At 75.1% G+C, this 25,061-nt stretch carries 10 protein-coding genes; 3 read left to right on the forward strand and 7 right to left on the reverse strand.

The features are described from left to right. Positions 1 to 33 precede the first annotated feature (33 nt). On the forward strand, positions 34 to 6,351 hold the full coding sequence (locus STTU_RS02965; RefSeq protein ID WP_043253916.1) for a type I polyketide synthase: 6,318 nt from the start codon (positions 34 to 36) through the stop codon (positions 6,349 to 6,351). Between the two features lie 79 nt (positions 6,352 to 6,430). After that, positions 6,431 to 13,117 (forward strand): type I polyketide synthase, encoded by a 6,687-nt coding sequence (locus STTU_RS02970; RefSeq protein WP_043253918.1) that lies wholly within the window; start codon positions 6,431 to 6,433, stop codon positions 13,115 to 13,117. 70 nt (positions 13,118 to 13,187) lie between these two features. On the opposite strand, the gene STTU_RS02975 is transcribed toward STTU_RS02970, so the two are convergent. From STTU_RS02975 to STTU_RS03005, 7 genes are all read right to left on the reverse strand, one after another. Next, positions 13,188 to 13,751, reverse strand: coding sequence for a glycoside hydrolase family 2 protein (locus STTU_RS02975; RefSeq protein ID WP_007819695.1), 564 nt, complete (start codon positions 13,749 to 13,751; stop codon positions 13,188 to 13,190). A gap of 49 nt (positions 13,752 to 13,800) precedes the next feature. Continuing rightward, positions 13,801 to 14,757, reverse strand: coding sequence for a PfkB family carbohydrate kinase (locus tag STTU_RS02980; RefSeq protein ID WP_043253920.1), 957 nt, complete (start codon positions 14,755 to 14,757; stop codon positions 13,801 to 13,803). Next, positions 14,754 to 16,244, reverse strand: a complete 1,491-nt coding sequence (locus tag STTU_RS02985; protein ID WP_007819698.1) for a purine-cytosine permease family protein — start codon at positions 16,242 to 16,244, stop codon at positions 14,754 to 14,756. The genes STTU_RS02980 and STTU_RS02985 overlap by 4 nt, the downstream gene beginning before the upstream one ends. 110 nt (positions 16,245 to 16,354) lie before the next feature. Next, positions 16,355 to 17,362, reverse strand: a complete 1,008-nt coding sequence (locus STTU_RS02990; protein WP_007819700.1) for an ADP-ribosylglycohydrolase family protein — start codon at positions 17,360 to 17,362, stop codon at positions 16,355 to 16,357. Next, positions 17,359 to 18,081: a GntR family transcriptional regulator gene (locus tag STTU_RS02995; RefSeq protein ID WP_043253922.1), complete on the reverse strand. Its 723-nt coding sequence runs from the start codon at positions 18,079 to 18,081 to the stop codon at positions 17,359 to 17,361. Before STTU_RS02995 ends, STTU_RS02990 begins: the two co-directional genes overlap by 4 nt. Positions 18,082 to 18,298: 217 nt before the next feature. Beyond that, on the reverse strand, positions 18,299 to 19,714 hold the full coding sequence (locus tag STTU_RS03000) for an NAD(P)(+) transhydrogenase (Re/Si-specific) subunit beta (RefSeq protein WP_043253924.1): 1,416 nt from the start codon (positions 19,712 to 19,714) through the stop codon (positions 18,299 to 18,301). Further along, positions 19,711 to 21,240 (reverse strand): Re/Si-specific NAD(P)(+) transhydrogenase subunit alpha, encoded by a 1,530-nt coding sequence (locus STTU_RS03005; RefSeq protein ID WP_043253925.1) that lies wholly within the window; start codon positions 21,238 to 21,240, stop codon positions 19,711 to 19,713. The genes STTU_RS03000 and STTU_RS03005 overlap by 4 nt, the downstream gene beginning before the upstream one ends. 347 nt (positions 21,241 to 21,587) lie before the next feature. On the opposite strand from STTU_RS03005, the gene STTU_RS03010 reads away from it, so the two are divergent. Then, positions 21,588 to 24,908, forward strand: a complete 3,321-nt coding sequence (locus STTU_RS03010) for a glycosyl hydrolase family 95 catalytic domain-containing protein (protein WP_007819717.1) — start codon at positions 21,588 to 21,590, stop codon at positions 24,906 to 24,908. Positions 24,909 to 25,061: the final 153 nt, after the last annotated feature.

Consider the following 25,061-nt stretch of genomic DNA (forward strand, 5'->3'; position numbering starts at 1 on the left):
GCCGTGCCCGACCTTCGACAGCGGGGAGAGACCGTGTCCGACACCCACCGCCAGGTGCCGATCGCCGTGGTCGGGATCGGTGCGCTGGTTCCCGGCGCGCGGGACGCGGCGGGGTACTGGCGGGCCGTCGTCGCGGGACGCGACATGATCACGGACGTCCCCGCGTCCCGCTGGCGCGTGGCCGACCACTACGACCCCGATCCCACCGCGCCCGACAAGACCTACGCCCGCAGGGGCGCCTTCCTGCCCGAGGTGGACTTCGACCCGCTCGCCCACGGCATTCCGCCCACCAACCTGTCGGCCACGGACAGCGCCCAGTTGCTCGCCCTCGTGGTGGCCGAGCAGGTGCTCGCCGACGCGGGCGGCCTCGAGGACGTGGACCGCGAGCGGGTCGGCGTGGTGCTCGGCGCCGCAGCGCTGGAGCTGCTTCCGCACATGTACGCGCGCACCCACCGGCCCGTGTGGCACAAGGCCCTGCGCGAGAGCGGGCTGACGGAGGCGGCGGCGCGGGCGGCGTGCGAGCGCATCGCCGGGCAGTACACCCCCTGGCGGGAGTCCACCTTCCCCGGGCTGCTCGGCAACGTCGTCGCGGGCCGGATCGCCAACAGGTTCGACCTGCACGGCACCAACCACACCACCGACGCGGCCTGCGCCAGCTCCCTCGCCGCGCTCTCCACAGCGGTCGCCGAGCTCTCGCTCGGCCGCTCCGACCTGGTGATCAGCGGCGGCGTCGACACCGGCAACGACATCGGGATGTTCGTCTGCTTCTCGAAGACGCCCGCGCTCTCGCCCACCGGCGACTGCCGCCCGTTCTCCGAGGCGGCGGACGGCACGATGCTGGGCGAGGCCGTCGTCATGTACGCGCTCAAGCGCCTCTCCGACGCGGAACGGGACGGCGACCGCGTCCACGCCGTGATCCGCGGGATCGGTACGTCGTCCGACGGCAGGAGCACGGCGATCTACGCCCCGCTCCCCGCCGGTCAGGCCCGCGCCCTGCGCCGCGCCTACGAGGAGGCGGGGTACGGGCCGGACACCGTCGAGCTGGTGGAGGCGCACGGCACGGGGACGCGGGCCGGGGACGCCTCCGAACTGGCCGCGTTGCGCGAGGTGTTCGGCTCACCGGGACACGGTGAGCGGCCGTGGTGCGCCCTCGGCTCGGTCAAATCGCAGATCGGCCACACGAAGTGCGCGGCGGGCGCGGCGGGACTGCTCAAGGCCGTCATGGCGCTGCGTCACAGGGTCCTGCCCCCGACGATCAAGGTCGAGCGCCCGGCCGCCGAAGTCACCGCGCCCGGCAGCCCTTTCTACGTCAGCACCCGGGCCCGGCCGTGGGTGCGCCCGGACGACCACCCCCGGCGGGCGTCGGTCTCCAGCTTCGGCTTCGGCGGGAGCAACTTCCACGTCACGCTGGAGGAGTACGTCCCCTCCCGTGCCTCGGGCCGCACCGCGTGGCGCCATCGCACCGCCCCCACCGAACTCGTCCTGTTCAGCGCCTCGTCGGTGGCGGCACTGCCCGCCCCGGAAGCGCTCGCGGACGGCCGGTCGCTCGCGGAAGTGGCGCGCGGGAGCCAGAGTGCCTGCTCCCCGACCGCCCCGGTACGGCTGGCCGTCGTCGCCGAGGACACCGAGGACCTGGCGGGGAAGTACGCGGCGGCCCTCACGGAGATCCGGCGCAACCCGGACGAGTCCTTCTCGACACCGGCCGGTACGCACTACGCGGCCGGAAGCCCCGAGCCCGGCCGGATCGCGTTCCTCTTCCCGGGCCAGGGCGCCCAGTTCACCGGCATGGGCGCGGATCTCGCGATGTACTCGCCGGACGCCCAGCGGGTGTGGGACCGGCTGGGCGGCGGGGAGTTCGAGGGCATCCCCCTGCACCAAGTGGTGTTCCCGCCACCCGCTTTCAATTCCGGGGAGAGCGCGCGGGCCGCTGCCGCGCTGGACGCCACCGAGTGGGCGCAGCCCGCTCTCGCGGTGCACGCTCTGGCACTGCTCGACGTGCTGCGCGGGCTCGGGCTGCGGCCGGACTGCGTCGCGGGCCACAGCTTCGGGGAGCTGGTGGCCCTGCACTGCGCGGGCGTCCTGGACGCCGAGTCCCTGCTCGCCGCGGCCCGCAGGCGCGGTGTCGTGCTGCGGGACACGGCCGTCGCCCCGGGCGCGATGCTGGCCGTCGCCGCGGACCGCGCCCGGGTGCGCGCCGTGCTGGCCGCGTCCGGCGCGCGCGACGTGTGGCCCGCCAACGACAACGCCCCGCGTCAGGTCGTGCTCTCGGGCACCCTCGCGGCGATCGCCGACGCGGAACGCGTCTTCGCGGCCGAGGACATCACCACCCGCCGACTCCGGACCTCCCTCGCCTTCCACAGCCCGCTGGTGGCCCCGGCCGCCGACGCACTCGCCGCGTATCTGGAAGAACTTCCGCTCTCAAAACCGGACTTGGAGGTCTGGGGCAACGCCGACGCGGCGCCCTATCCCGCGCCGCCCGACGAGGTGCGGCGCACACTCGCGCGGCACCTCACCTCGCCCGTGCGCTTCCGCGAGCAGGTCGAGGCGATGCACGCCGCGGGGGTCAGGACCTTCGTCGAGGTCGGCGCGGGCCACACCCTGACGGGGCTGGTGGGGCAGATCCTCGGCGACCGCGCCCACACGGCCGTCGCGCTGGAACGCCCGGACACCGACGGCGTCACGGGCCTGCACTCCGCGCTCGGCCGCCTCGCGGTCGCGGGCGTCCCCCTCGACTTCGCACACCTCTGGGCACCCTACGGACCGGCCCGCACACCCGAGAAGGAGCGCGAACCGCGCATGACAGTGAAGATCGGCGGGGCCAACCACCGCGACCCCGTGCCGCCGGAGACCGGCCCCGGCACGGCGACGGACACGGCTCACGTCACGGAGCGCCGGGAGCACACGGTACCGCCCGCCCCCACGACGCCGCCCACTGTGCCGGAACCGCGCCACGAACAGGCGCCGGGGGACGAGGCTCCGGGGTACGAGCGGACGCGGGCGTACGGGGAGGCTCCGACCGCGTACGGGGAGGCGGCGCCCTCACACGGGCAGGCTGCGCCCTCGCAGGGGGCCGCTCCGACCGCGTACGGGCAGCCGGTGCCCGCGTACGGGCAATCGGCACCTGCGTACGGGCAGCCCGTGCCCACGTACGGAGCGACGGCGCCTGCGCACGGGCAGGTCCCGTTCCCGTCCGCCCCGGTCCCACCCCCGTCCGCGCCGATCCCGCCCGCCGTGCCCGTCCCCTCCCGCAGTGCGGACTGGTACGCCCTCGTCGAGAGCGTGCAGCGGCAGACGGCCGAGGCCCACACCGCCTGCCAACGCATGCTGATCGACAGCCACACGGCCTTCCTGCGGATGTCGGAGAGCACGCTGTGCGCGATGCTCGGGGTCCAGGGCGGCGCGGGAGCGGCAGGTCTCACTGCGCCCTCACCGGCACTTCCCCCCTCGCCGTCCGCTCCCTCGCCGCTGTCCGTCCCCGCGCCGTCCCCCCTTCCCCCGCCCCTCGCCGACACAGGGACGTGGCCCTCCGCGCAAGACCACCCGGCCCCGCCCCACGAGGTCCCCGCGCCCGACGTCCTCCCCCGGCCCCCGGCCTCCTTCGCCGCGCCCGTCCCCTCCCCCGTACCCCCGCCGTCGGTCCCCGCCGTCCCCGGCCCCGAGGCGGACACGCCCGGTGGGAACGCCGACGGCCGATCCCTGTCCACGGGGGAACTCGAAGAGCTGCTGCTCTCGGTCGTGGCGCGGCTGACCGGGTATCCCGCGCCGATGCTCGGCCTGGACATGGAGTTGGAGGCGGACCTCGGGGTGGACTCGATCAAGCGGGTCGAGATCCTGTCCGCCGTACGACGGCAGCTCGGCGACGTGCCGACCGGGAACGTCGCCGAACTCGGCAAGCTGCGCACCCTGCGCGAGATCACGCGCGCCCTCACCACCGGCACGACGCCGGAGACCGGGTACCCGCCCGCCCGCGACGCGCTCACAGCCGAGCGGCCCGCGCCCGCCCCTGTGACGCTGCCCGACCCCGCCGCGACGCCCGCCCCCGCACCGACGCCGTCACCCGCCTCCGAACCAACTCCCGCGCCACCCGCCCCGACCCGCCTGGTGACCCGCATGGTCGAGACGCCCGCGTCCGGCCTGGCTCCGGCGGGTCTCGGTGACGGGCCGCTGGTGGTGACCGAGGGGGGCGTGACCGGGGACTCGGGCGGGGAGTTCGCCGCTCTCGTGGCCCGGCGCCTGACCGAGCACGGCGTAGAGGCGACCGCCGTGACGGAGGTCCCCGACGACGCCCGCGGGGTGATCCACCTCGGCGGACTGACCTCCTCCGGCGCGCCCGAGGAGGCGGGCGAGGTGCGGCGCTCGGTGTTCCGTGCCGCACGGGCGGTCGCGCGGCGCATGTCCTCGGACGGCGGCGTGTTCGTCACGGTGCAGGACACGGGCGGCGACTTCGGCCTCGACGGCCGTGCGCCGGGGCGTGCCTGGCTCGGCGGGATCGCCGCTCTGGCCGCGACGGCCGGGAAGGAGTGGCCGGGGGCGACCGTCAGGGCCGTCGACTGCGAGGCGGGCGGACGCGCGCCCGAGGCCGTCGCCGACGCGCTCGTGCGGGAGGTGCTGGAGGGCGGCGCCGAGGGGCAGGTGGGGTTGCGCGCCGACGGCACGCGCGCCGTCCCCCGCGCCGTCCCCGCACCTCCCGCGACCGCCGGGCCGTCCCGCGTCACGTCCGACGCGGTGATCGTCGCGAGCGGCGGCGCGCGCGGCGTGACGGCGGCCGCGCTACTGGCACTCGCGAAGGCCCACCGCCCGCGCCTCGTCCTGCTGGGCCGGACACGTACGGAGCCGGAGCCCGCCGGGCTGGAGGGCGCCGACGACGAGCCCTCGCTCGTCCGTCTGCTCGCCGAACGCGAGGCCGAACGCGAGGAGGGCCGCTCGCCGTCCGCGCTCGCCGCCCGCGCCCGGGAGATCCTGGCCGCCCGCGAGGTACGGGCGACGGTCGCGGCGCTGGAGGCCGCGGGCTCCCCCGTCCGCTACGTGACCGTCGACGTACGCGACGAGGCCGCGCTGCGTGCCGCGCTGGGCGACGTGCGCGCGTCGTGGGGCCCCGTGACCGGCCTCGTGCACGGTGCGGGGGTGCTCGCCGACAAGCACCTCGCCGACAAGACCGACGCCCAGTTCGACCTGGTCCTCTCGACGAAGGTGGACGGGCTGCGCGCGCTGCTCGCCGCGACAGCCGACGACCCGCTCGACCTGCTGTGCCTCTTCTCCTCCGTCGCCGCCGCGTTCGGCAACGCGGGGCAGGCCGACTACGCGATGGCCAACGGGGTGCTCGACCACGTGGCCTCGGCGGAGAGCGTCCGGCGCCCCGGCTGCCTGGTGCGCTCCGTGGCCTGGGGCCCCTGGCAGGGCGGCATGGTCACCCCCGCCCTGGCCGGGCACTTCGGCCGCTCCGGCGTCGCGCTCCTCCCCGTGGACCAGGGGGCCGCCGCCTTCTCGGCCGAGCTGGGCGACCCCGGCGGCGCCGCACGGGTCGTGATCGCGGCGGGTGACGCGGCCCCGGCCGCCGACACCGCGCCGCGCGCCGCGCGGGTCCTCGTCCGGGGAAGCCGCCTTCCGCAGCTCGCGGACCACGAGATCGCCGGGGTCCCCGTCCTGCCCCTGGCGATGGCCCTCAACTGGCTGACCGGCGCGGCCCCTTCGGGGTGGCGGGCGGACGAGCCGCTGGTGCTGCGGGACGTGCGCGTCTACCGCAAGTGCGTGCTGTCTGGGCTCGGCGGCGCCGGGCACCGGCTGGACGTGCGCGTCGCCGCCGCCACGACCGGCGCCCCCTCGCGCTGGGAGGCGGAACTGCGCGACGAGACGGGCGTTCCGCACGTCGGCGCCGTCCTGGAGCGGGCCGGTGCCGTCCCCGATCCGGGCGAGTGGACGACCCCGGAGGGACTCGACGGGCCCGCGTCGGCCGACGTGTACGACGGACACGTCCTCTTCCACGGCCCCCTGTTCCGGTCCGTGCGCTCGCTGCGCGGAGTCTCGCGGCACGGGGCGGAGGCGACCGTCGTGGGAGCGGGGGAGCTCGGCTGGCCGGGGAACGCCTGGCCGCTGGACGCGGCGGCGCTGGACGCCGCCCTCCAGGTCACCCTGCTCTGGGCGCACGGGGTGCTCGGTGAGGCGGCGCTGCCGATGGCCGTCGCGGAGTGCGGGGTGTACCGGCGCGGACCGGCGCGAGGCCCCGCGCGGTGCGTGGTCCGGGCGCGCAAGACGCACGAGACGGGCGCGCGGTGCGACGTCGCCGTCCTGGACCCCGACGGCGCGGTGCGCTTCGCCCTCCTCGGCGTGGAACTCGTCCGCCGCCCCTCCTGAGGGGACCGCTGTCCTCCGGAGGGGACCGCCGTTCGTCCGGACGGGGACCCGTATGCCGTCCCTTCTGAAAGGAGTACGCGTGGGACGCGAACCGATCGCTGTCGTCGGCCGGGGCTGCGTGCTGCCCGACGCGCTCGATCCCGACATGTTCTGGGAGAACATCGCCGCCGGGCGGGACAGCCTCTCTGCCGTCCCGGAGGGCCGCTGGCGGCTCCCGCACCGGTTCGCCATGGGCTCGGTGGACGAGCACCTGGACCGTACGTGGACCGATCGCGGCGGGTACGTACGGGGCTTCGACGCGGTCTTCGACCCGGGCGGCTTCGCGATGGCGCCGGAGGAGATCCTGGCACTGGACCCCTTGTTCCACTGGGTCATGCACGGGGCGCGGCAGGCGCTCGGGGAGGCCGGGTGCGCGGGCCCGCTGCCCCGCGCCGGGCTCGTCCTCGGCAACCTGTCCTACCCCACCGCGGCGGGATCGGCCTTCGCCGAGCACGTGTGGCTGTCCGCGCTGCCGCCCTCGTCGCGCGAGGCGCTGCTGACCGGTGGGCGCCGCGAGCGGCCCGACGCGCGCAACCGCTTCTCGTCGGGTCTCCCGGCGCGTCTCGCCGCCCGCGCCCTCGGGCTGGGGGCGGGCGCGTGGGCGCTCGACGCCGCGTGCGCCTCCTCGCTCTACGCGATCAAGCTGGCGTGCGACCGGCTGCACGACGGGACGGCGGACCTGATGGTGGCGGGCGCGGTCAACCGCGTCGACAACTTGTTCCTGCACGTCGGGTTCTGCGGCCTGTCGGCGGTCAGCGCGACCGGGCGCGGCCGTCCCTTCGACCGCGCGGCGGACGGGCTGACGCACGGGGAGGGCGCCGGTTTCGTCGCCCTGACGCGGCTGTCGCGGGCGCGCGCCGAGGGCCTGCCCGTACTCGGTGTGATCCGGGGCGTCGGGCTGTCCAACGACGGGCGGGGCGGCGGGCTGCTCAGCCCGGCGTCGGAGGGCCAGGTGCGCGCGATGCGGCAGGCGTACGCGGCGGCGGGGGTCGCTCCGGAGTCGGTGTCGCTCGTGGAGTGCCACGCGACGGGGACCCCGGTGGGGGACGCCGTGGAGGCGCGGAGCATGGCGGAGGTCTACGCCCGGGGCACGGACGTGCCCGTGGGCTCCGCCAAGTCCAATGTGGGGCACCTCCTGGCGTCGGCGGGCATCGCCGGGCTGCTGAAGGTCCTCGGCGCCCTGCGGGCGGGGGTCCGTCCCGCCTCGCTCGGGGCCGAGCGGCCGATCGACGCGCTGAACGGCTCCCCGTTGCGGTTGCTGACCGCGCCGGAACCGTGGCCGGGACCGCGCAGGGCGGCGGTCAGCGCCTTCGGATTCGGTGGCACGAACGCCCATCTGATCGTGGACGCCCCGGACTTCGAGCCGGAGCGGGACGGTCCCTCGCCGCGTCGCACGTCCCCGGCCGCCGCACTCCGGGAGCCGCCGCTCGCGCACGCGCGCCCCGACGCGGCGGAGCCGGTGCCTGAGCCGGTATCGGTGCCGGTGCCTGTGCCGGTATCGGTGCCGGTGCCTGTGCCGGTACGGGAGAGGCCCGCGCCGCTCGCGGTCGTCGCGCTCGGGGCGCGCGTCGGGGAGGGGCGGGGCACCGAGGACTTCCGCCGCGCGGTGCTGGGCGGTGAGCGGCGCGGTCCCGTCGCGGAGATCGCCGTCGAGCTGACGGGCCTCGCCTTCCCGCCGCTGTCGATGGACCGGACGATGCCCCCGCAGCTCCTTGTCCTGGAGGCCGCCCGGGAGGCCGTGCGGGGGCTGTCGCTGCCGCGCGAGCGGACCATGGTCGTGATCGGCATGGGGGTGGACCCCGGGGTGGCGCGGGCCGGTGCGCGCTGGCGGGTCCCGTACTGGCTGGAGCGGGGCGGAGTGGACGCGGGGGCGCGGACGGCGGAGATCCGGGACGCCTTCGCGCCGCCCATGGCGGCGGAGCGGGTCGTGGGCAGCCTGCCCAACCTCGTGGCGAACCGGATCAGCACACAACTCGACCTCGCGGGACCCGGGTTCGCGGTGTCGGCCGAGGAGGCGTCGGGGCTCGTGGCGCTGGACCTCGCGGCGCGGGCGCTGCGGGCGGGCGAGGCGGACGTGGCGCTCGTCGGCGCGGTCGACCTGTCCACCGAGCCCGTGCACCGGGCCGCGCTGCGGGAGCTGGGCGAGGAGGCGGAGCCCGGCGACGCCGCCGTGGTCCTTGTCGTGAAGCCGCTCGACGCGGCGCGCCGCGACGGCGACACGGTGCTGGCCGTTCTCGACGACGAGGCCGCCGGGGCGCCCGACATGGTCATCGGCGACGCTCCCGGGGCGGCGTTCGACCCCGTGTCCGCCTTTGGCCGGGCGCACGCGGCGCAGGGACTCGTCTCGGTGGCCGTCGCCGTGACGGCGCTCCAGGCGCGCGCGGTGCCGTGCGCGGGGCTGCCCGCCGACAGCTCCGTGCCGCCCCGCACCGCCGTCGCCGTCGTCTCGCCGCTGGAGGGCGACACCGTGCGGGTGGGGCTGCGGGCGGGGGACGCGCGGGCGTGGTCCCCCGGCCCGGCGCCGCGGTTGCACGTCTACTCGGGGAACGACCGCGGGGAGGTGCTCGCCGCGCTGGAGACCGGGGCCGAGTCCCCGGCGGGTCCGGCGCGGCTCGCGCTCCTGGTCGAGCGGGACGCCGACCTCCCGGCCCGCCGTGCCGCCGCCCGGCGCTGGCTGGAGCGGGGCGGGGTCCGGCCGAGCGGGGTGCGCTACCGGGAACGGCCCGTCGCCGGGCGGACCGCCTTCGTGTACACCAACGGCTCCGCCTCGTACCCGGGGATGGGGCGCGCCCTCGCGCTCGCGCTGCCCTCGCTCGGCGAGGCGGTCCGGGCGGCGCACGGGCCGCTCGGCGGACCCCAGCGGGCGGGGGCCGGCGGCGGGGTGCTCGGCCGGATCTGGGGAGCGGCGGAACTGGCGACCCTGCACACCGTGCTCACCAGGGACGTGCTCGGCCTCCGGCCGGACGCGGCCATCGGCTACTCCTCGGGCGAGTCCGCCGCGCTGATCGCCCTGGGGGCCTGGCCGGACGCGGCGGGGCTGTACGCGGCCACGCGGGACAGCGGCCTGTTCACGACGGAGCTGACCGGGGAGCTGCGGGCGGTACGCCGGGTGTGGGAGCGCGCGGGGCTACGGGGCGAGCGCTGGGCGAGTTACCTGGTCACCGCGCCGCTGGACACGGTCCGCGCGGAACTCGCCCGCGAGGCCGCCGTCCACCTGATGGCGGTCAACGCACCTGGCGTCTGCGTCGTCGGGGGCGAGGAGCGGGCGTGCCGGGCCGTCGTGGAACGCCTCGGCACGGACCGGGCCTTCCCGATCGACTACGACATCGCCGCGCACGCCCCGGAGCTGGCGGCGGTACGGGACTCCTGGCGCGAGATCCACCGCCGGCCCACCGTCGCGGTGCCCGGGGTGCGGTTCTACAGCGGGGCGAGCGGGCGCGCGTACGAGCCGACGAGCGAACGGGTCGCCGACGCGCTGACCGCGCAGGGGCTCGGGACGATCGACTTCGCGGGCACGGTGGAACAGGCGTGGGCCGACGGGGTGCGGGTCTTCGTCGAGCACGGTCCCCGGGGGCTGTGCACCGGCTGGATCGGGCGGGTGCTCGGGGACAGGGAGCACGTGGCCGTGGCGCTCGACGCGCAGGGCGACCCGGGGCTGCGGCAGGTGTGCCTCGCGGTGGCCGAACTCGTCGTCGCGGGGGTGCCGGTACGGGCCGACGCGCTCTTCGACGGGCTCGCAGGGGCGGTCACGGATGTCGCCGCGCCCGGCCCCGTCCGTACCGTCGGCGTCCCGGGGCCGCCCTCCCCGGCGGTCGCGGAGGTGCTCGCCCGTACGGCGGCCGAGGCGACCCGGCCTCCGGCGGCCGGGGAGACGCCCGCCTCCGAGGTGGCGGTCCGCATGTCTCCCGCGGCAGACGTGCCCCCGCTGACCATGCCGCGAGCGCCCGCTCTGGTACCCGTGCCAGCCCCCGCCGTCCGGGAACCCGGCTCCGCGGTGCCACCCGCCGCCGCCCCGGCCCCGGCGGATCTCCGCGCCCTGGCCGCCCGGCACAGTGGTCGGGTCGTCGCGCTGCACCAGGAGGTGACGGCCCACCACGTCGCCGCGCACCAGGCGTTCCTGAGTCTGTCGGCGCGGGTGGTCGTCGCGCTGGCGCAGACCGGGGCGGACTCTCCCGTGCCCCCGCGAGCCGCCACGGAGCGCCCCCGCCTCGCCCTCCCTCCGACCGCCCTCGCCCGGCCCCTCGTGCCCCTCCCCTCCCCCGACCTGGCAGGGACCGCCCCCGCCTCGCCCCCTCCGGTCCTCCCCGGCCCGAAGTTCGGCCGCGCGCAGTTGGAACACCTCGCCTCCGGGGAGATCTCCGCCCTCTTCGGGGCGCGGTTCGCCGCGCAGGACGCGTACGCGGTGCAGACGCGGATGCCCGAGCCGCCCATGCTCCTCGCCGACCGCGTCACCGGCATCGACGCGGAACCGGCCGCGCTCGTCGCCGGTCCGGGGGCGCGCGTGGGCGGGACGGTCTGGACCGAGACCGATGTGCGCGGGGACAGCTGGTACCTGGACGCCACCGGACGGATGCCCGCCGGGCTGATGATCGAGGCGGGCCAGGCCGATCTGCTGCTGCTGAGCTGGCTCGGTGTGGACCTCCTCAACCGGGGCGAGCGCGCGTACCGGCTGCTGGGCTGCGAGGTCACGTTCCACGGCCCGCCGCCGGGTCCCGGTGACACGGCGCGCTACGAGATCCACGTCGACGGCCACGCCGAGCACGACGGCGTGCTGCTCTTCTTCTTCCACTACGACTGCACCGTGAACGGCGAACGGCGGCTCAGCGTCCGGGACGGGCGGGCGGGTTTCTTCACCCCGGCCGAACTCGCCGCGAGCGGCGGCGTCCGCTGGTCGCCCGCCGACAGCCCGCCCGGCGAGGAACTGCCGCAGGACCCGCCGCACGTGCGCTGCCCGGCGGCGTCCTTCACGGCCGCCCAGGTGCGGTCGCTCGCTCAAGGGCGGCCCGCCGCGTGCTTCGGGCGCGGCTGGGAGGCCACGGCCGCGCACGTCCGTACGCCGAGGATCGACGAGGGCCGCCTGCTGCTGCTCCACGAGGTCACCGCGTTCGACCCGTCCGGTGGGCCCTGGGGGCGCGGCTATCTGCGCGCCGAGACGCCCGTGTCGCCCGGCGACTGGTTCTTCGCGGGGCACTTCAAGAACGACCCGTGCATGCCGGGGACCCTGATGCTCCAGGGCGGTCTCCAGGCGATGGCCTTCTACCTGACGGCCATGGGCTTCACCGTGGAGCGGGACGGCTGGCGGTTCGAGCCGGTCGGCGAGGCGCCCTTCACGGCGGACTGCCGGGGGCAGGCGACGCCGGGGAGCGGGCGGATCGTGTACGAGGTGTTCGTGCGCGGGGTCTCGGCGGGTCCGGAGCCGACGCTGTACGCCGAGGTGCTCGGCTCGGTGGACGGGGTGAAGGCGTTCCACGGCCGGAACGTGGCGCTGCGCCTGGTGCCGGACTGGCCGCTCTCGCAGTGGCGGCACACGGGCGGGCCCGCCGTGGAGGGCGGCGGGATCGCCGTACCGCGGGAGGCGCGCGGCGAGCCGCGCCCGGTGGCCGAGGCCGACGGCTTCTCCTTCGGCCGCGACTCCCTGCTCGCGTGCGCGTGGGGCAGGCCGAGCGAGGCGTTCGGTCCGCCGTACGCGGTCTTCGACGGGACCCGCAAGGTCGCGCGGCTGCCCGGCCCGCCGTACCACTTCATGAGCCGCGTGACCTCCGTGACCGGTCGGCAGGGCGGCATGAGGGAGGGGAGCGAGGTCGTCGCGGAGTACGACGTGCCCGCCGACGCCTGGTACTTCCGGGAGGGCGACGGGCGCGCGATGCCCTTCGCCGTGCTCCTGGAGGTGGCGCTGCAACCCTGCGGGTGGCTGGCCTCGTACGTGGGCAGCGCCCTCACCACCGCGACCGACCTGCGGTTCCGCAATCTGGACGGCTCCGGGACCGTCTCGGGCGAGGTCACGCCGGGGACCGGGACGGTGCGCACGCGGGCCCGCCTGACGCGTGTCTCCCGGGTCGGGGACATGATCATCGAGGCTTTCGACGTCGCGTGCACGGCGGACGGCGCGCCGCTCCTCGCGGTGTCCACGGTGTTCGGCTACTTCCCGTCCTCGTCCTTCGCCGACCAGCCCGGCCTCCCGGTGTCCGCCGCGGACCGGGCGCGCCTGGACGAACCGTGCGCGTACGAGGCGGATCTCACCGCGCGCCGGGACCTCGGGCAGCCCGGTCCCATGCTGCGCATGCTCGACCGTGTCACGGGCTACTGGCCCGAGGGCGGCCGGGCGGGACGCGGGCGGCTCCGGGCGGAGAAGGAGGTGGACCCGGGCGCGTGGTTCTTCCGGTCCCACTTCTTCCAGGACCCGGTGCAGCCAGGCTCGTTGGGCATCGAGGCGATGTGCCAGCTCCTCCGGCACCACCTGCGGGAAGGCGGGCTGACGGCCGGGATCGCCTCTCCCCGGTTCGTGACGACGCCGCCGGGGACCGAGCTGAGCTGGACCTACCGGGGCCAGGTCACCCCGGCGAGCCGCCGGGTCCGGATCGAGATGGAGATCCTGGAGGCGGAGGGAACCCCGGAGGGCGCCTTTGCCCTCGCGGAGGCGACGCTGTGGAACGACGACACGTGCATCTACCGCGTACGCGGCCTGGGGATGCGCGTGGTGCCCGGCACGGCGGACGGGACACCCTGAGCACCGGCTCCCGGACCGAAAAGAACCACGGCCCGCACCGGACAAGCGCGGTGCGGGCCGTGAGCGCGCGTCAGGCCCCGGCGCTGACCGGGCTCCCGTTGAACGGCTCGGCGCGGACGGTGAGGCCCGCGGGGGCGGCCGTGACGGTGCGCGACTCGCCCGGCAGGAGCCACAGGTAGTTGTCGCTGTAGAGGGTGGGCAGGACACGGTCCCCGCCCCGCGCCTCGCGCAGCGACAGGCGGGTCATCGCGGCGACCGCGCGGCCCCGGTTGCCGACGCGTGCCCGCACCTCCTCGCGGTCGCCCTTGCGCGCGCGGCCGAGAGCGGTGACGGTGAGGCGGGCGTCGGGGAGGCCGCCGAGGGCCCGCATCGCCTCCGGCGAGCGGTGGCGCCAGTAGGTGTTCTCGGAAAGGACCCGGCCGCCGGAGGTGCTGAGGGTGATGAGCCGCAGCAGGTGCAGCTCGGGCAGACCGGCGCTGAACCCGCTCGTGAAGGCGCGCGCCTTGGCCGCGGCCGGTACGTCAAGGCGCGCGGAACGGGTGCGGCCGAGCCGCCCGCCGTCGAGGGCGCGGCGCCGACCGCGGGCAGGGGCGCTGGTGACGAGGCGGGCCCCGGGGCCGGGTGCCGGGGACACGACCGCGCCCCCGCCGCGTGTCCCGTTCGGGACCGGAGCGCGGCGGGGGTCACGCGGTGGCGGTCAGGCGCTCCGCGAGGGGGTCGGGGCCGAGGAAGGCGAGGAGTTCGGCCGTGGTGGGGGCGGTGGCGGGGCCGCGCCGGGCCACGGCGTAGGCGGCGGCGGCGTTGGCGGCGCGGGCCGCCTCGGGGGCGGGCAGGCCGCGGCCGAGGAGGGCGAGGAAGGCGCCGACGTGGGCGTCCCCGGCCCCGTTGCTGTCCACGGCGTCCACGCGGAAGCCCGGCAGGTGGCGGGGCTCCTCGCCGGGGGCGGCGAGGAAACAGCCGTCCTTGTCGGCGCGGACGAGGACCCCGGCCTCGGGGCGCAGCCGGGCCCGCAGCGCGGGGAGCGCCGTCTCGCCGTGCGCGCCCGTGAGCAGCGCGGCCTCGCGGGCGTTGCAGCTGAGCCAGTCCGTACGGGCGAGGACCGGCGCGAGGACGGCGTCCGGGATCGTGTCCACGAGCGGCCCCGGATCGAGGGTGAGGAGCGTCTCGGCCGGGAGCCCCGCCGCGAGGGCGGCGAGGAGTGGCCCGGCGGTGGGCAGCGCGAGCGCGTAGCCGGAGAGGATCACGAGGTCGTCGGGGCGCAGGGCGGCGGCGATCCGCGCGGTGTTCCCGGCGTCGAGCAGGTCCTCGACGCCGAAGCGGGTCACGAAGCTGCGCTCGCCGGGCTCGACGAGCGCGACGGTGAAGCCGGTGTCCGTGCCGGGGTGCGCGGGCAGGACCGTCGTGACGTCCTCGCGGTCGAGCGCCGCGCGGACGAGGTCGCCGTAGGGGCCGGTGCCGTGCGGGCCCGCGTAGAGGGCGGGGGTGCCGAGGCGGCGGGCGGCGACGAGGGTGTTGAAGCCGCCGCCCGCGGTGAGGCCGCCTCCGGTGGCGACGACGTCGCCGCCGCGCTCGGGGAGGGCGGGCACGTCGAGGACGAGGTCGGCGATGACGTTGCCGAGCAGGACGAGGCGGCGGCTCATCGCAGCACCTCGTGGCGGCTCGCGGCGCGCTCGCCCGGCTCGTCGTCGGCCGGGTCCTCCGGCGTGCGCGGGCCCTTCGGGGCGCCGAGCGCGTAGGCGAGGGCCCCGGTGGCGATGGCGAGCGCCCAGCCGAGGCCGTTGGTGCCGAGCCAGGTGTGCGCGAAGGGACCGGCGAACCACACGTCGTCGGCGCTCGTGGACGCCTCGGTGAAGAGCAGGCCGACCACGATGGCGAGGACCCAGGCGGCGACGGCGGGGAGCCGGAAACCAGCCGTGTACCAGTAGCGGCTGCCCCGGCCCCGGTCCATGAGCGCCTCGGGGTCGTAGCGGCGCCCGCGTCCGGAGTCGACGAGCACGATGCCGACCCAGGCCGAGATCGGCACGGCGAGCAGAGTGAGGAAGGTCGAGAACGGCCCGTAGAAGTCACCGGCGATGAGCATGAAGTAGATGCCGCCGAGGAACATCAGCAGGACGTCGATGCCGACCGCGAGCGGGCGCGGCACGCGCACCCCGAGGGTGATCATCGTGAGCCCGGCGGAGTACGTCGAGAGGTGGTTCGACATGAGCAGGCCGCCGAAGGCCGCGATGAGGTAGGGGATCGCCATCCAGGACGGCAGCATCCCGTTGATCGCCGCGACCGGGTCGGAGGCGGTGGCGAGCGTCGAGTCACCGGCCGAGAGCAGCGAGCCGAGCGAGACGAGGACGAGCAGCGGGATGCCCGCGCCGAAGGCGGAGGCGGTCACGAGGCGCGAGCCGGGGACGGAACGGGGCAGGTAACGGGCGTAGTCGGCGCCCGCGTTGGCCCAGCCGATGCCGGTACCGGCCGCGATGAAGCCGATGCCGCCGATGACGGCGGAGAGCGGACCGGCGGGGGCGCTCGTCACCTTGTGCCAGTCCACGCTGTCCACGAGGAAGCCGATCACGACGAGGTTGAGGAGCCCGAAGGCGACCGTCGCCCACTTGTTGATCCACATGATCGTGGCGTGCCCGAGGCCGCTGATGAGCAGCGTGCAGGCGATGAAGACGAGGAGGCAGACCACGACGAGGACGTCGTTGCGCTCGACGCCGAAGACCTGCTTGAGCAGGGCGAGCAGCGCGAAGGCGGCGGTCGTCGTGGTGATCGTCTCCCAGCCGACGCGGCTGAGCCAGCTGATGAGCGTCGGCCCGGTGTTGCCGCGCTGGCCGAAGACGGCGCGCGAGAGCGTGAGGGCAGGGGCGCCGCCGCGCTTGCCGGCCAGGCTCAGGACGCCGACGAGGGCGAAGGAGCCGAAGGAGCCGATGAGCGCGACAAGCATCGCCTGCCAGATGTTGAGGCCCCGGAAGGCGACGAGCGTCGCCCCGAGCGGGAGCCCGAGGAGGGAGATGTTGGCGGCGAACCACGTCCAGAACATCTGGCCGGCGTGGCCGTGCCGCTCGTTGTCGGGCACGGGCTCGATGCCGCGCGTCTCGACGGTACCGACCTGAGCGCTCGCCTTCGAGTCGTTCATGACGGACCTCCTTGCGGTGTGGTGGTGCGGTGGGGACGGGGGGTGGGAGCGGGAGGAGTGCGGGGGTGCGGTGGTGACGGAGCGGAGCGAGTACGGGTCCGTGGAAGAGGTCAGCGGAAGCGGAGGAGGCGCGCCGTGAGGGCTTCGAGGTCGAGGGCGTTGACCTCGCGCAGCGTGCGGACGGCCTCGGCCGGGAGGGCCGTGAGCCCGTGCACGGAGCCCGCGATCGCCCCGGCGATGGCGGCGATCGTGTCGCTGTCGCCGCCGAGGTTCGCGGCGGTCAGCGCGGTGCGCCAGGGGTCGCCGCCGGTGAGGGCGAGGACGGCGAAGGCGGCCGGGACGGACTCCTGGCTCGCCACGCTCGTCCCGACGAGGTCGGTGATGCGGTCGAGCGCCGTGGCCTCGTCGAGGTTCCGCGCGAGGTCGTACGCCCACGTGATCCGGGTGGCGATGTCGGCGCCCGCGATCCAGTGGCCGCGCCGGGCACCGGCCCGCGCGGCGGTGACGGCGGCCTCGACCGCGTCCTCCAGGGTGCCACCGTCGATGCCCCGGCTCACAGCGGCGGCGACGGCGGCGGCACCCGCGATGCCCACCGTCGTGTCGTGCGTGACCTGGCAGGACTCCACGACGTGGTCGAGGAAGGTGTCGAGCGGCTCGGCGCGGAAGGCGATGCCGACGGGGGTGACGCGCATGGCGGCACCGTTGGTCGAGCCGCTGCGCCCGGCCTCGGCGGGCGAGACGCCGCGCTGCACGGCCTCCAGGGCGGCCTTGGTGGAGGGGCCGAGGAGGTCGAGCGAACCCTTCGCCCGCATCCCGTCCTCCCACTCCACGAGCGCGCGGGCGAGCCGGAGCGGGTCGATGCGGCCCTCGCCCTCGTCGATGAGCCGGCCGACGATGACCGCCTGGTCGGTGTCGTCCGTCACCGCCCCGGCGGGCATCCCGGCGCTCACCGGGTTGTCCGGGCGGGCCGGTTCGAAGCCGGTGACGTGGCCGTAGACGCGGGCGACGTCGGCGCGGGACATGACCTGCGTCGGCATCCCGAGCGCGTCGCCGAGCGCGAGCCCGTAGTAGGCGCCGAGCGCGCGGTCGAGGGCGGGGGTGGTGGGGGGCGGGGTCACGGAGTGCCTCCGGAGGTGGAGCGGACGTGCAGTTCGAAGTGGGCCGGGTCGAGGAGGCTCACGACGCGCTCGACGAGCGAGGCGTCGGCGGCCCGGTAGACCTGGGACAGGTGGAGGAAGGGCTCGCCGGGAGCGCGGCCGAGGAGCGTCGCGTCCTCGGCGGAGAGGCCGCGCACCGAGACCGTGCCCTCGCTGGAGTGCGGGACGCGGCCGAGGGCGATCAGCGTGCGGTTGAGCGAGTTCTCGCGCAGCCCCGTGCGGGGGATGTCGGCGACGGCACCGACGGCCGGGACCCGGCTGCGTTCGAGCGAGACGGCGGTGCCGTCCTCGGCGAAGCGCCGTACGCGGTCCAGGGCGAGGAAGCGGTCCGTGGCGCAGCCGAGTTCCGCGGCCAGCGCGGGCTCGCTCGCCGTCTCCAGGCGCAGCACCTCGGTGCGCAGGGCGCGGGACTGCCCGGCGAGCGCGTGCGCCCAGCCGAGTCGGTGGTCGAGCGGCGTACCGTCGAAGGTGACGATCGAGCCGATGCCCGCGTGGGTCTCGATGAGACCCTCCTCGCCGAGCGTGCGCAGCGCCTGCCGCAGGGTGGTCCGGCTGACGCCGAAGCGCTTGGTGAGCGCGTGCTCCCCCGGCAGCCGACTGCCCCGGCCGTGCACACCGGAACGGATCTCGGCGGCGAGCACTTCGGCGATGCGGTGATGTTTCTGAACCTGTCCAGGCATGTCTAGAAGGTAGTGCCGGGGAGGCCGGGAAGTCCATGGGGTACGGGGAGTGGCGTCGGTCACGGAGGCGGGGTCCGCGCTCGCCCGGGACGCCTTGCCGTGCCGGGCGCCGTCGCCGAGCGGCGGTTCGGCTCCGGGCGCCCCCGGGCCTGAGCGGTGCGGCGCCCGATGCGCCCCGGGGGCCCGGGGCCCGGGGGCCCGGGGGCGCGCCGGGCTCTCAGAGGGCACGGAGGATGCCCTCCACCCCCTCCTTCGCGTCGCCGAAGAGCATCGCCGTGTTCTCGCGGAAGAAGAGCGGGTTCGGCACGCCCGCGTAGCCGGAGGCCATGGAGCGCTTGAAGACGACGACCTGCCCGGCTTCCCACACCCGCAGGACGGGCATCCCGGCGAGCGGGCTGTCGGGCTCCTCCGCCGCAGGGTTGACGGTGTCGTTGGCGCCGATCACAAGGACGACGGAGGTGCTCGCGAAGTCGGCGTTGATCTCGTCGAGGTCGAGGACGACGTCGTAGGGCACCTTGGCCTCGGCGAGCAGCACGTTCATGTGCCCCGGCAGCCGTCCCGCCACGGGGTGCACCCCGTACCGGACGCGCACGCCGCGCTCGCGCAGCCGCTCGGTCAGCGCGGCGACGCCGTACTGCGCCTGCGCGACGGCCATGCCGTAGCCGGGGGTGATGATCACGGACTCGGCGGCGCACAGGAGCGCGGCGGCCTCCGGTGCCCGGATCTCGCGGTGCTCGCCCAGCTCCGTCGCCACGCCTCCCACCGCGGGGGCGCCGAAGCCGCCCGCGATGACGGAGAGGAAGGAGCGGTTCATGGCCTTGCACATGACGTACGACAGGTAGGCGCCCGACGAGCCGACGAGCGCGCCCGTGATGATCAGCAGATCGTTCTCCAGCAGGAAGCCGGAGGCCGCCGCGGCCCACCCCGAGTAGCTGTTGAGCATCGAGACGACGACGGGCATGTCCCCGCCGCCGATCGAGGCGACGAGGTGCCAGCCGAGCAGCAGGGCGAGCGCGGTGGCGGCGATCAGGAGCGCGAGGTGCGGAGCGGCCACGTACCAGGCGATCAGGCCGAGCAGGACGAGCAGGGAGCCGAGGTTGTACGCGTTCTTGCCCGGCAGCGAGAGCGGCGCCGAGGCGATCCGCGCCGAGAGCTTGAGGAACGCGACGAGGGACCCGGTGACGGTGACGGCCCCGACGCTCACGCCGATGAGTACTTCGGCGTGGTGGATGCCGAGCGTCCCGAGTTCGCTCAGCGCCCGCGCCTCGGCACCGCCCGGGTGCGCCTCGACCTGGAGGTGGCCGTTCCAGCCCACGAGGACGGCGGCGAGACCGACGAAACTGTGCAGCAGCGCGATGAGTTCGGGCATGGCCGTCATCTCGACCGCGCGGGCCCTGCGCAGCCCGAAGAGCGCGCCGAGCACGGCGGCGACCACGAGGAGCCCCGTACCGCTCGCCTCGATGTCCCGGTCCGCCGCCAGCGCGACGGTGGCGAGCAGGGCCAGCGCCATCCCGGCCATGCCGAAGCCGTTCCCCGCACGAGCGGTCTCGTGCTTCGAGAGCCCCGCGAGAGCGAGGACGAAGAGCAGCGCGGCGACGATGTACGCGCCCTGCGCGGCGGTCGCGACGGTCATGACCCGCTCCCGAAGAACATGCCGAGCATGCGGCGGGTGACGGCGAAGCCGCCGAAGATGTTGACGCAGGCGAGCAGAATCGCGAGGGCCGCGAGCACCGTGACGGCGGTGTCGCCGTGCCCGATCTGGAGCAGCGCGCCCACGACGACGATCCCCGAGATCGCGTTGGTGACCGACATGAGCGGGGTGTGCAGCGCGTGGTGGACGTTGCCGATCACGTAGAAGCCGATGACGACGGCGAGCGCGAAGACGGTCAGGTGCCCGAGGAAGGCGGCCGGCGCGGTGGCCCCGCCGAGCAGGAGCAGGGCGGCGGCCAGGGCGGCGAGGGCGTAGCGGCGTCCGCGCCGGGGCGGAGGCGCGGGAGCGGCTTCGGCGGGTGCCGTCCGCTCCGCTTCGGCGGGTGGGGCGGGTGTCGCCGATACGGGGACGGGGGGCGGCGGCCAGTGCACCTCGCCCGCGCGGACCACGGCGATGGAGCGCTGCACGATGTCGTCCGTGTCGAGGACGAGTGTGCCGTCCCGGTCCGGGGTGAGGAGGGTGAGGAGGGCGACGAGGTTGTTGGCGTAGAGGCGCGATGCCTGGCCGGGGAGGCGGCCCGCGAGGTCGGTGTACCCGAGGATCACGACGCCCCCAGGGGTCACGACGCGCTCGCCCGGCACGGTCCCGGCCACGTTGCCGCCGCTCGCCGCCGCCATGTCGACGATGACGCTACCGGGCTTCATCGCGGCCACGGTCCCGGCGGTGAGCAGGCGGGGCGCGGGCCGCCCGGGGACGAGCGCGGTGGTGATGACGACGTCGGCCCCGGCACACTCGCGCGCGTACAACTCGGCTTCCCGGGCCCGGTATTCCGCGCCCATCTCGCGCGCGTAGCCGGTCCCGGCCCCCTCCTCGCCCGCCGGGGCGACGGGCAGGTACTCACCGCCGAGCGAGCGGACCTGCTCGGCGACCTCGGGGCGCGGGTCGGTGGCCCGTACGACAGCGCCCAGAGCACCCGCCGTACCGATCGCCGCGAGCCCGGCGACGCCCGCGCCCGCCACGAGCACCGTCGCGGGCGGTGTCTTGCCCGCCGCCGTGACCTGTCCGCCGAACAACCGCCCGAGCGCGTGCGCCGCTTCGACGACGGCCCGGTACCCGGCGATGTTCGCGGTCGAGGAGAGCACGTCGAGCGACTGCGCCCGGGAGATACGGGGCACCGCCTCCATCGCGAGCGCGGTGATCCCGCGCCGGGCCAGCTCCGCCAGCCGCTCGGGCTCGTGCGCGGGATCGAGGAGCCCGACGAGGGTCGCCCCGGCCCGCAGTCCGTCCAACGGTGGTGTCCGCACGGCGAGTACGACATCCGCCCCGCGCGCCGCCCCGGTGCGGGCGCCCGCCTCCGCGTAGGCGGCGTCGGGGAACCCGGCGTGTTCCCCCGCTCCGGGTTCGACCACCACCTCGTAGCCCAACTCCCGCAAGCGGGCGACGGATTCGGGCGTGGCCGCGACCCGGGTCTCCCCCGCCACGTCCTCCCGCACCACACCGATCAGCACGACGACTCCCCCTTCCGCACCACGCCGCACCACCACCCGGATTCGCCGGACGCGACGCCTTCACGGTGCCCCATCCACGGCCCACGCGCCATACCCCCGGCCGCCACGGACGCCCCAACTGCCCTTCCGCGCACCAGCGATCACGTCCCCGCCCCCACTCCCCGACGACCGGCTCGCTGGGACCCGTTGAATCGGTATGGTCCGACCTCTTGATGGCGACCGGCGCCCGTCGCTACCGTGCTTGCGCCGCCACAGCACCGTTTCCGACGCATGACGCGCGCCGATTAAATAGATTAATAATGAAACTTCTCCTCCCCTCACCCCCCTCCCACAGAGAAGGCCCCGGCATGAGACCGCGCACGAGAAGAACCCGACCGGGCCGCGCCGTCACCAGGCGACTGCTCGGCGCCGCCCTCCCCCTCACCCTGGTGCTCGCCACGGGCCTGGACGCCGGGGCCGCCGAACCGCCGTCAGCGGCAGCGGTGAACGTGGCGCTCGGCCCGGGTGCGAGAGCCGGGGCCTCCTCCGAGGACGGCTCCGCCACGGCGGCCGAGGCGATCGACGGCGACGAGGGGACCCACTGGTCGAGCGGGCCCGGCGGGGACCCGGGCGCCTGGCTCTCCGTCGACCTCGGTTCGGAGTACCACGTCGACACGGTGGAGGTCGTCTGGGAGGCCGCCTACGCCAAGGCGTTCAGGCTCCAGGTCTCCGACGACAGCACGCACTGGACGGATGCCTGGTCCACGACCGGCGGCAAGGGAGGGACGACGCGCGTGCGTCTCGGCGAGGACGCGCACTACGTGCGCATGCAGGGCACCACCCCGGCCACCCGGCACGGCTACGCGGTCCGGGAGTTCCGGGTCCTCGGGAGCCCGGCCGAGGCCCCGCGCCCGGTCGCGGCCGGCTCCCCCGTGGTCGCGCCCTCGACCACGTACCCGACGGCCTACGGCGACTGGCAGAACGGGCTGCTCGCCGGGAACGGCAAGCAGGGCATCATCGTCTTCGGCGACCCCAGGAACGACACCGTCGTCTTCGACGACAAGGACTTCTTCATGTCCCGTACCGAGGCCCGTCCGCACCGCACCTTCAACACCGTCGGCACGGGCGACCTCGACCGCATCCGCGACGGGCTGATCGCCGGCGACTACCGGGCCGCCAACCAGCTCGCCGCCGACGTGCAGGGCTATCAGGGCGGCGGAGAGGGCAGCAAGCACCCCGGCTACAAGATGAGCCTCACGCTCCCGGACAGCGGCACCGTCCGCGACTACGTCCGCTCCACCGACTACTCCAACGGCGTGGTCAAGGTGAACTGGACCGACGACAAGGGGAAATGGGAACGCGACTCCTTCGTCTCGCGCACCGACGGCGTCACCGTCCAGCACCTCCCCGCACCCTCCGGGCAGAAGCTCGACGTCACGCTCGGCCTCTCGATCGACCCCGGGATGCACCTGCTGACCAAGGGCGTCACGTACACCAACCGCACGAGCGCCGACTTCCTCGACCTGCGCGCCAAGTACCCCAACGGCAGCTACAACGCGGGCTACGAGGGCGTCACCCGCATCGTCACCGACGGGAAGAAGACCGTCTCCGGGGACAAGGTGCGGGTGACCGGGGCGAGTTACGTGACACTCCTGTCGCTCACGCAGCGCTACAACGGTACGTACAACGGCGGGGTCCCGGCCGAGCAGGAGTGGGACAAGCAGCTCCTCCAGCAGAAGCTGTCGGGCGTCAACGACAGTTACGCGACCCTCCTCGCCCGCAACAGCGCCGAGCACAGCAAGATCTTCGGCCGGGTCTCCGCCGACTTCGGCGCGAGCGACGCGGACCGCGCCAAGTCCACCGAGCAGCTCCTCGCCGAGCAGAAGACCCGCTCCACCCCCGTACCGGCCTTGTACGAGCGGATGTTCGCGGCGGGCCGCTACCACCTGCTCGGCTCCAGCAACACGACCGCGGCGCCCGATCTGCTCGGCAACTGGACCGGGGACAGCGACGTCGGCTGGGACGGCTACTACCACCTCGACGCCAACCTCAACCTCCAGATATCCGGGGGCAACGTCGGCAACATGCCGGAGGCGATGGCCGGTTACTTCTCGCTCAACCGGCAGTGGCAGAAGGACTTCCGGACCAACGCGAAGAAGCTGCTCGGCACCCGGGGCATGCTCACCGGCGGCAACACGCCCAACGGCGAGGGCCTCATCTCCAACATCAACTTCGACTACCCCTACCAGTACGTCACGGGCGGCGAGTCCTGGCTGCTCCAGCCGTTCTGGGAGTACTACCAGGTCACCGGGGACACCACCTTCCTCGCCGACCAGTACTACCCGCTCGTCCGCGACATGGGCGACTTCTACGAGGACTTCCTCACCAGGAAGGACGCGCACGGCACGTACGTCTTCGCGGGCTCCATCTCGCCGGAGAACACCCCGCCCGGCGGAGTGCCGCTCTCGGTCAACTCGGTGTACGACATCTCCGGCGCCCGCTTCGCGCTCTCCACGCTGATCGAGACGGCGAAGACCCTCGGCCGCGACGCCGACCGGATCGCGGTGTGGCAGGAGAAGCTCGACAACCTGCCGCCGTACCTCGTCAACGACGACGGCGCGCTCGCCGAGTGGGCGTGGCCCGACCTCGCCGACAAGAACAACTACCAGCACCGCCACTCCAGCGGCCTCATGCCGGTGTGGCCCTACCGGGAGATCACGCCGGAGAAGAACAAGCCGCTCTACGACGCGGCGCGGGTCTTCCTCGCCAAGAAGGACGGCGGCAGCTACGAGAACGCGGGCCACGGCCTGCTGCACGGCGCCCTCGTCGCCGCCGACCTCGGCGAGGCCGGCTCGGTGGGCGCGAAGCTCCTGCGGTTCGCGAAGGACGACTACTACTACAGCGGCATGGCGACCTCGCACTACGACAACCACAACACCTTCGCCACGGACGTCGTGAACTCCGTGCCCTCGGTGATGATGGAAATGCTGGCCGCCACCGGGCCCGGCACCCTGGAGGTGCTGCCCGCGCTGCCCCAGGGGCTCGACAAGGGCTCGGTCAAGGGGATGCTCGGCAAGGGCCGGTTCACCATCGACGACCTGAGCTGGGACACGAACGCCCGCACGGCGAAGGTCACGCTCACCTCCGGCATCGACCAGGACCTCACGCTCATCCAGCGCGCGGGCATCCAGGCGATCAGCGGCGACGGCGTCACGATCCGCACCTCGCCGCTCGGGAACATCGCGCGTGTCCTCGCACTCAAGAAGGGCAAGAAGGTCACCGTCGACCTCACCATGGCCGCCGCGAAGCAGAACCTGGCGCAGGGCCGGACCGCGACGGCCTCCTCGGAGTCCAACGCCGAACAGGGCGCCGCCAAGGCCGTGGACGGCGACATGGGCACCCGCTGGAGCGCCGGCCCGGCGGCCGACAGCTGGCTCCAGGTGGACCTCGGCGCGGAGCACTCCCTCAGCGAGGTCCAGCTCGCGTGGGAGGACTCGTACGCCAAGGGCTACAAGCTCCAGGGCTCGGCGGACGGGCGGACGTGGCGCGACCTCGCCACGCGGACGAACGGCTCCGGCGGCACCGAGAAGATCCCGGTCAGCGGCTCCGCGCGCTACGTGCGGATGCAGGGGACCGAGAAGTCCGGGCAATGGGGCTACTCGCTCTACGAGATGCGGGTCTACGGCTGATCCGCTCGGCTCGGGGGCGGGGGGCGTTCCCGGCGGAGACCGGGGGCTCCCCCCGCGTGTCGCGCGGGCGCCGGACGTCGTGGCGCGGGCGTCGTGGCGCGGGCGCCGGGCGTCGCGTCTCCCCATGTCGCGCGGGCGCCGGGTGTCGTGCCG

The organism is Streptomyces sp. Tu6071, from assembly GCF_000213055.1.
GTDB lineage: Bacteria > Actinomycetota > Actinomycetes > Streptomycetales > Streptomycetaceae > Streptomyces > Streptomyces evansiae.